Annotated in this window: 3 protein-coding genes and 1 pseudogene; 3 read left to right on the top strand and 1 reads right to left on the bottom strand. The window is 59.9% G+C overall.

Annotation, left to right across the window (positions count from 1 at the left end; all coding sequences use genetic code 11):
• Nucleotides 1–13 precede the first annotated feature (13 nt).
• The gene (locus ACJBF3_RS23555) at nucleotides 14–118 is read left to right on the top strand and encodes a tail fiber assembly protein (protein WP_406545230.1); all 105 of its coding nucleotides are present in this window, start codon (nucleotides 14–16) and stop codon (nucleotides 116–118) included.
• A gap of 110 nt (nucleotides 119–228) precedes the next feature.
• Nucleotides 229–789 carry a recombinase family protein gene (locus ACJBF3_RS23550; protein ID WP_016236592.1) on the top strand — a complete coding sequence of 187 codons (561 nt, stop codon included), beginning with the start codon at nucleotides 229–231 and terminating at the stop codon, nucleotides 787–789.
• A 91-nt stretch (nucleotides 790–880) separates the two neighbouring features.
• Here ACJBF3_RS23550 and ACJBF3_RS23545 read toward each other — a convergent pair.
• Nucleotides 881–7873: pseudogene (locus ACJBF3_RS23545) on the bottom strand (Ig-like domain-containing protein); the annotation flags it as partial.
• A gap of 759 nt (nucleotides 7874–8632) precedes the next feature.
• On the opposite strand from ACJBF3_RS23545, the gene ACJBF3_RS23540 reads away from it, so the two are divergent.
• The gene (locus ACJBF3_RS23540) at nucleotides 8633–9160 is read left to right on the top strand and encodes a tetratricopeptide repeat protein (RefSeq protein ID WP_023294382.1); all 528 of its coding nucleotides are present in this window, start codon (nucleotides 8633–8635) and stop codon (nucleotides 9158–9160) included.
• Nucleotide 9161: the final 1 nt, after the last annotated feature.

The raw sequence follows: 9161 nt of genomic DNA, 5'->3' as shown, positions 1-9161 counted from the left end.
TGACGGTGGTTATATTGATGATGCAGATAAACCAAAACTCGCTGCGTGGCAGAAATATCGCTATGCGCTGACAAAGGTTGACCCCGCAAAGCCTGTCTGGCCTGAGATGCCAATATAGGAACCTTTTGTGGATTGAGATTTTTAATGTCGGCGAAGCTCTTCGTCAAAAGTGAAACTCTGATAACCTGGTTCTACTGACGAACAGAAGGATGAGCAGGAGATCGCTTTATGATTATTGGGTATGCACGAGTATCAAGTAACCATCAGGACACCGAGCTTCAGATGCAGGCGCTCAGAGCTGCTGGCTGTAAGTTAATTTTTGAGGAAAAGGCTTCTGGCCGTAAGACAAATCGACCAATCTTGAAGAAAGTGGTTGAGATGCTTGAACCCGGTGACGAACTGGTCATCTGGAAGTTGGATCGTATCGGTCGCAATGTACTGCACGCATTATTGACCTTTCAGAGCCTCGCAGAACGCAATGTTAATATCCGTTCTATTACGGATGGCGTTGACCTGAGCACCGCTAGTGGGCGCTATAACTTCCGTAATATTCTCTCTGCGGCACAATATGAGTCTGATCTCAATAGTGAACGCACTCTGGCAGGGTTAGCGGTTGCCCGCGCTAAGGGGAGGATTGGCGGACGTAAGCCTAAGTTTACTGATGAGCACTGGGATGCGTTTGAACGGGAAATTAAGTCCGGCTGCTCACATCGTGATATAGCTCTCAAATATGGGGTCGGCCTGTCGACTCTCTACAAACGTTATCCGGCTCAGCAAGAGCATCAGTAAACACTCTTTGCGTTCATTTTTGCACTGTGCAGAATGTGTCTTTTTGGCACCTTCTGGCAGTGCAAAATTTATCGCGTTTTGGTGCAAAAAAAATCGCCGCGCTACATTCTGCTGTCCCGTTCAGCGTTGGACGCGTGTCGTTAGTCGGATTCGTACCGGTCACCGGACCGGTGACGCTGCCGACATCGTCGATTACCGACGTAATGACCGGCGCGCCCGGCGCAACGGTATCAACGTTAATCACATACCCGGCGGTAGGGGCGCTGGCGTTACCTATCGCATCGGTAGCGGTAAAGGTTAACGTGTGCGGACCGTTGCTCAGCGCCGGAGATGGCGTATAGCTCCACGCCCCGCCGGTCGCCGTCACGCTGCCGATCTGTACGCCGTTATCAAAGATTTTCACCGTCGATCCGGCTTCCGCCGTGCCGGTGATTGTCGGCTGGGCGTCGTTGGTGAACCCGCCGTTGGCCACCGGCGTTGGCGCATTGCCCACGTCATCCACAATGCTGGTCAGCACCGGCAGCGCAGGCGGCGTGATATCGACGGTGAGACTAAAGCTGGTGGACGACGCGCTGGTGTTGCCTGCCGCGTCCGTCGCCTGCGCGGTAAAGCTGTGCGCGCCCGCCGTCAGCGTGGTGCTGAGCAGGATGCTCCAGCTGCCGCTGGCGTCCGCAGTCCCCGTGCCGACAAGCGTTGTTCCCTCGTAGATCTTCACGATAGCAAACGGTTCGCTGGTACCGACAAGGCGCGGTACGGCATCGTCGGTTGTTTGCCCGGACGTGAGCGGACCGGTGATGCTTCCCACGTCGTCTATTGCCTGGCTGATAACCGGCGCGTTCGGTGCTGTGGTATCGACAATCAGGGTAAAGCCTGGCGAAGCCGGGCCGACGTTACCTGCGGCATCGGTGGCCGTGGCGGTCCAGGTATGGCTGCCGCTGGACAGCGGCGTTGACGGCGTGAAGCTCCATGCGCCGGTACCGTCCGCCTGCGCGGTGCCGACCGGCAACCCGTTCTCATACACGGTGATCGTGGCGTTGGCCTCCGCGGTGCCGTTCAGCGTCGGCGTGGTGTCGTCGGTGCTCTGCCCGGAAGAGAGCGGGGTTTGAATGCTGCCCACGTTGTCTGCCGCGGTTGCAATGACCGGCGCAGACGGCACGATCGTATCCACCGTCAGGTTAAACGGCGCGGTTGTGCTGCTGACGTTGCCTGCCGGGTCGGTGGCGTTGAAGACGATCGCGTGCTGACCGTCGCTCAGATTGCTTCCCGGGGTGAAGGTCCAGCTGCCAAGGGCATTCACGACCGCAGTGCCGATTTCGTTGCCGTCTACAATGACATGCACCGTGGCACCCACTTCGCCCGTGCCGTTGAAGGTCGGGCGCGCGTCGTTGGTGGCAGCGCCTGAGGTGAGCGTTCCGGTGACCGGGGCGATATCGTCGATGACGCTGGTGACGACCGGCGCGACCGGGCCTGTGGTATCCACGGTAAAGGAGAAGACCGACGAGTTAGCCGAGGCGTTGCCCGCGGCATCCGTTGCGTACGCGCGGAGAGCGTAGCTGCCGTCGCCCAGCGGCGTGGTTGGGGTGAAGGACCAGTTCCCGCTTCCGTCTACGGTTGTCGTCCCGATCTCCGTACCGTTATTCAGGATGTGAATGGTGCTGCCAGCCTGTCCGGTGCCGCCGATCGTTGGGGTATTGTCGTTGGTGACCTGACCGCTGGTGAGGTTGCCCGTGACGCCGCCGGGGACGTTGTCATTGACCGTATCCAGCGTTGGCACCGTCGGTGCCGTCAGGTCAACCACCACGCTCCACGGGGCCGAGACCGCGCTGACGTTGCCCAGCGGGTCGGTCGCCCGAACGGTAAAGCTGTGCGAACCTTCGCCGAGCGCGGTGTCCGGGGTAAACGTCCATGCGCCGGAGGCGTCCGCCGTCACCACGGCAATCTGGGTGCCGCCGTCGAAAATCGTCACCACGCTGTTGGCTTCCGCCGTGCCTGAAAGGGTTGGCGTGGCGTCGTTCGTTGGGCTGCCGCTGACAATGGTCGTGGCGGTATTCCCCACGTTGTCCGTCACGTTAGTGATGACCGGCGTGGTGGAAAGGGTATCCACCACAACGGTGAAGCCCGCCGAAGGCGCGCTCTGATTCCCCGCCGGATCGGTCTCGCGGATGGTGAGAACATTAGCGCCGTCCGTCAGTACCGGCGTGGTAAAGCTCCAGGTGCCGGTATTGCCGACCACCACGCTGCCCAGCAGCGTTCCGTTGTTGTAGACGGAGATGGTGTCGCCCACCGCGCCGGTGCCGGTCAGCGTCGGCTGGTTATCGTTGGTGGACTGACCGCTGGTCAACGGACCGGTACCGGGGCCCACGTCGTCAATCACCGCGCCGATGGTCGGCGTGCCCGGTGCGGTCAGGTCGACGGTGACGCCAGCGGCCGGAGAGCGCCCGCTGGTCAGGCCATTGAGCGTCGCAGTGACCTCAAAGGTATGCAGACCCTCGCCAAGCGCGGCTGGCGTATAGCTCCAGTTGCCGCTGCCGTCGGCGGTCACCGTCGACACGGGCGTTACGCCACCGTCCAGGTAGATGCTAATCAGGCTCCCCGCCTGAGCCGTGCCGGTCAGCGTTGGGGTGGTATCGTTGGTGGTCTGGCCTTTCACGTCGCCGGTGATCGGGGCAGTATCGTCGACGATCGCCGTAATAACGGGAACGTCAGGAAGATTCGGCAGCGTACCGATAACGGTGTAGGTGGCTTCGGGGCCGGTTCGCCCGGCAGCATCTGTGGCGCTCACGGTCAGCGATGCGCCATCCTGTGGTGCTGGGCTGACCGCGATGGAGAAGCTGCCGTCGCTGGCGGCAACGCCAGTACCAATGACGGTGGCACCGTTTTTCACGGTGACGGTGCTTCCCGCTTCTGCGGTGCCGGTCAGCGGCGTGCCTTCGGGCGCCAGATTCAGGTTGCCGGGAATGCCTGGGTCGACGGTGTCAACGGTGACGTTAAGCGGCGCAGAGCTGCCTGAGATGTTACCGGCCGGGTCGCGGGCCGATACGGTGAAGGTATAGGTTCCATCCGTCAGCGTGCTGTCGGCGGTCCAGCTCCATGTGCCGTTCGCGAGGACCGTTACCGCTACTCCAGAAGGCGTGCCGTTCACGGAGACGATAACCGTGGATCCCGCTTCACCGGTCCCGGTGAGCGTAGGAACACCATCGCGCGTGTAGAGGACAGCGTTGGTGAGCTGGCTGTCTGAGACGGCATCAATCTGCGGGATCGCAGGCGCAACGGTATCCAGGGTGACGGTAAAGACTGGGCTCGGCGCGCTGAGGTTACCCGCCGCGTCGACGCCCGCCACGGTGATGTTTAGCGGGCCGTCCGTTTGCGTTGGAAGCGTCAGGTTCCACTCTCCGTTAGCTACCGCGACACGGCCCAGTTCGACGCCGTTGTTGTAGACGATCACCGTCTCGCCGTTGACGCCGGTACCGCCAATCGTTGGCGTTGAATCTGTGGTCAAGCCACCATTGGGCGCACCGCCTACGGCGCTAATCACCGGCGTATCCGGCGCGATGGTATCCACGGTGATGGTAATCGCTGGCGAAGCAGCAGAGACGTTGCCCGCCTCGTCGGTGGCGGTGGCGGTATAGGCGTGGCTGCCCTCCGTAATATTGCTTCCCGGACGCCAGCTCCAGTTACCGTTGCTGTCGACCGTGACGGTGCCCACGATGGTCGACGTGCCATTGACGGTGTCAGTGATGTTGATAACGTCGTTCGGCGTGCCGGTGCCGCTCAGCACCGGGCGCGGATCGTTGGTGGTGCCGCCATCGGGAACGGGACCTGTGATCTGGGTGACGCTGTCGGTGACGATCGGTGCCGCAGGCGTAGCCGGCGGGTCGGTATCAATGGTGATGGTGACCGGCTGCGACGGAGCGCTTTCGTTGCCCGCGCCGTCCGTATTGGTGACGGTCAGGGTGATGTTATAGGTGCCGCCGGGCAGTGGGGATGGCGGCGTCCAGGACCAGTTGCCGCTGCCGTCTACGACGGCGTCACCTATTTTGACGCCGCCGTTGTAGATTGTCACGGTATCGCCCACCGTGCCGGTCCCGCTCAGAGTCGGCGTGGTGTCGCGGGTGATTTCGCCCGGGTTCAGCGGCGTTACTGTTCCGTCAGGATTGACGGTAATGGCCGGGATACCCGGCGTGGCAGGCGCGACGGTATCCACCGTCAGGACAAACGGGCTGGAGACGGTGGTATTGCCTGCGGCATCCGTGGCGTGAACCGTCAGCGAGTGCGGGCCGTCGGTGAGCGGGGTGACCGGCGTAAAGCTCCAGCCTCCGCTGCCATCGAGGGTGGCGGTGCCGAGCAGCGTGGTGCCGTCATAGACGGTGATGACCGCATCCGCCGGCGCGGAGCCCTGCAGCAGCGGTTTGGTATCATCCGTGGTATCGCCGCTGTTGAGGGTTCCCTGCACGCTGCCGACGTCATCAACCGCGGCCGTGATGGTCACCGCCCCAGGCGGTGTAGTATCGACGATAACATTGAAGGCGCTTGACGGCTGGCTGGTGTTGCCCGCCGCATCGGTGGCGACGACGGTAAAGGTGTGAGGCCCCTCCCCAAGCGGCACGGTAGGGGTATAGGCCCACGCGCCGCTGCTGTCGACCTGGACCGTGGCAAGATCGGCGCCATCCAGGCGGACGGTGACCGTCGAGCCCGGTTCCGCGGTGCCGTTGAGCGTCGGCGTGGTGTCGTTGGTGCTGTCGTTGGAATTGAGCGCACCAGTGACTTCGGGCACATCATCTATCGCATGGGTAATCACCGGAGCGGCAGGCGCAACGCTGTCGATCGTCAGAGTCCAGGTGTTGGAGACGCCGCTGCTGTTACCCGCCGCGTCGGTCGCGACGGCGGTCAGCGCGTGAGGTCCCTCACCAATCGGCGAGGAAGGCGTAAAGATCCATTCACCGAGGCCATTGGCCACGGTCGTACCGATAGCCACACCGTCCACGCGCAGGGTGATCGTGGCATTGGCTTCGGCGGTGCCGCTGAGCGTTGGGGTGGCGTCATTGGTCGTAGCATTTTGGCCGAGAGGGCCAACAATTCCCCCGGATACATCGTCCACGACCAGGGAAATCACCGGGGCGTCAGGTGCCGTCCCGTCGACGTTAATTATCCACTCGGCTGAGATTCCGCTCTGGTTACCGGCGGCATCCGTCGCCTTTGCCGTGAGCACGTACGTGCCGTCGGCCAGCGGGGAGGACGGCGTAAAGCTCCACAGGCCGGAGGAGGGAACCACCACCGTGCCGAGGATAACGCTGCCGTTAGAAATCGTGATGGTCGAGCCCGCCTCGCCCGTTCCGTTCACGGTCGGAGCCCTGTCGTTGGTGAGACCGTTCGGGCCCACGGGGCCGGTGGTGGCCTCCACGTCATCAATGACTGAAACGATGACTGGCGTCTGCGGCGGGACAATATCCGGTGCCGCCGCGGAGGTGGTAAGACTCGTGTTGCCTGCCGCGTCGGTGGCGTCTGCGGTCAGGATTTCGCCGTTGAGCTTCGGCGGGGTCAGCGTCAGGCTGAAGTTGCCCTGGCTATCGGCAACCGCTGTGCCAAGGGTCACGTCGCCTTCACGGACGGTCACCGTGCTGCCTGCCTCCGCGATGCCGCTGATGGTGCCGCCATCATTTGATACCACAAGGTTTCCAGGGGCTGGCGGCGGGGTGGTGTCTACGGTGAAGGTTATAGGCGCGGATGCCGCGCTTTGGTTTCCGGCGGCATCGGTTTCCGTGACGGTGATGGAGTGCGTTCCGTCCGGGAGCGGGGCGTTTGGCGTCACGCTCCAGGTGCCGTTGGGCTGCACCGTCGTGGTGCCGACGACCACGCCGTTATCGTAAATGGTGATGGTTCCACCGGGCTCGCCCGTTCCCGTCAGGATCGGTTTTGACGCATCGGTGGGCACGCCTGAGGTAATGGTCCCTTTGATGATGCCCGTATCATCGGTCAGCACAATCGCGGTTGGTGCTGCCGGAGGGGTAACGTCGACGGTGAAGGTGAATACCGGTGAGGCTGGCCCGGTGTTGCCCGCGGCGTCGGTTGCCCGGACGGTAATCTGGTGGGTGCTTTCGCTCAGGTCGACTGACGGAGTGAATGTCCATGTACCGTTGCTGGCGACGACCGCCGTGCCGATGGCGACTCCGCCGTCATAAATCGTCACGGTGGAGCCCGGTTCGGCAGTGCCGGTGAGCTGTGGTTGCCGATCGTTAGTGCTGCCGCCGTTGGCGACCGTTCCCGTTTGAGGGGCGATATCGTCGATCACGCTGCCAATCGTTGGCGCATCGGGTGCGGTGAGATCCGGAGCGGTGATTGTTGTACCCAGGCTGGTATTCCCGGCGCTGTCCGTTGCGGTGGCGGTGACCTGCTCGCCGTTGATCAGCGGTGTGCCGAGGGTGACGCTAAAGTTGCCGTCGCTGCCCGTTTTTCCTGTGCCAATAACGTTGCCGTTTGCGTCTTTTAGCGTGACGGTACTGCCGGGTTCGGCGCTACCGGTGACGGTTTTGCCATCCGCAGAGAACTTAAGGCCGGAAGGCGCGTTCGGCGGTGTGGTATCTGGATCGGCAGGGTTGCCAGGATCGACGGGAGTGGTGGGGTTGGTGCCGCTGTTATTTCCGCCATCTCCGCCAACGCCACCACCGCCGCTACCGCTTGCTATCGCCGCGATGCCGCCCGCAGCGACAATGCCGCCCAGCGCCCATGGCCAGATGGCGGCGCCACCGGCGTCGCTTCCCGACGCCGCAAGCAGCACGTCCGTAGAGGCGATAGATTCGTACGTGGCGGCCCCGGCCGGATCTTCAATCCACCACAGCGCGCCGGTGCCATCCTGCAGAACCAGCTGGCTTACCCCCTGCGCGTCCGCAACGTAGAAGTTTTTAAGGGTGATCACCTCTCCGGAGTTTAACGTCACCAGCAGATCGCTACCGTTTCGCGCGAAGTGGGAGATGCTCGCTCGCTCGACATGAAGCTCCACGATCGAGGAATGGCTCAGCGTAACCTGTGTGCCTTCCGTGGTTGTTTCCACGCCAGTAAGTTTTGAAATAACAGAGATTTGGCTCATTTAGTTATTACTCCAGCAGGTGTGTCATGAACGGCGAGTAAGATGAGCCATCTCTATAGAAGGTAAAGGGCGCCCCCGGCGCAGCCGCTGTTATACGCAGCGCTGACCGTCGTTTTTAGCGCGCACGATGCCCGCCAGTATTCAGAGTGGCAACATCAGAGCGAATCTAATGACTTATAAAAAAACCGATTTTATGGGTGTTTAGTGTCTTATATAACCCTGTAATTAATAGAGGAATTGTTTTTGAGAATATAAAAATGATATAGACAGAAAACACGCGTTGTGCAACTTAAGCTTTCGTAAATATAGAGGTGAACCATGTTGGAGGTATTGATATATTGGGTTTGTTAATAATTTACTTCGCGTAATGCATTGTTTTTAAATGATATGTATTTTGTATGGCAATGCTTTTTTTGAATGGGTTTTACACAGTATGATAATTGGTAGGAAGGGTTTTAAATATAATAAAAAGCGTTGTTGTTTAAGTGTGCTTAATATGCATTTAAGTTAGGGTAACGTTTTTGATATAAGATATATTATGTGACTTAAAGAATGAAATATATTTTTGTGCGGAGTTAAAACTCTGCTATCACGCGGAAATAATATCGTTTAATCAACGATGAAATACCCTATTTCATTTCTGTTGGTGCAACGACGTCAGCATGTTTGAGATAGCAAAAAAAACTCACGGGAGGAGTGAATAAAAATCGTCAGTCGGGCGTTTACTGACGTCACTCCCTTCATCCCCTGGAGCTTTATATGAACACGACCTCGTTTCGTTTGATTCCGGTGCTGATTTTTTCCCTGCTGTCCCCCCTGGCGCTGGCGATGGGCAATAATAGTACCGAGAGCAAAACGCCCGACTGTCCTTCCGGACAGGTGTATGACAGCGCCACCCAGAAATGCGTGCCGGACAAGAGCAGCAGCCTCAGCGACCAGGACAAAACCAACTATGCGTACCATCTCGCGAAGAAAGGAGAGTACCAGGCGGCGCTGAACCTGCTTGACTCACTGAAAAATGGCAATACTGCTGAAGCGTGGAACTATCGCGGGTTCGCCACGCGCAAGCTTGGCCGTACGGATGAAGGCATTGGTTACTACCAGCGCGCCCTGGCAATCGCGCCGGATTATGCCAAAGCCCGGGAGTATCTCGGTGAAGCGTGGATGGTAAAAGGACGTCCTGACCTCGCGAAAGAACAGCTGAAGGTGATAGCCGGTATTTGTGGCCAGTCCTGCGAGGAGTATCGCGACCTGCAGGCCGCCATCAACGGGCACCCGGAATCCTGAT

The organism is Enterobacter sp. PP-008-ECC_S150, from assembly GCF_045257065.1.
Lineage (GTDB): Bacteria > Pseudomonadota > Gammaproteobacteria > Enterobacterales > Enterobacteriaceae > Enterobacter > Enterobacter chengduensis.
The sequence above is the reverse complement of the archived record's forward strand: the minus strand, read 5'-3'. Positions and strand labels throughout refer to the sequence as shown.

Bases quoted from the DNA above. Each gene is read 5' to 3' on its own strand.
- ACJBF3_RS23550 (WP_016236592.1), top strand. From the start codon at position 229: ATGATTATTGGGTATGCACGAGTATCAAGTAACCATCAGGACACCGAG.
- ACJBF3_RS23540 (WP_023294382.1), top strand. From the start codon at position 8,633: ATGAACACGACCTCGTTTCGTTTGATTCCGGTGCTGATTTTTTCCCTG.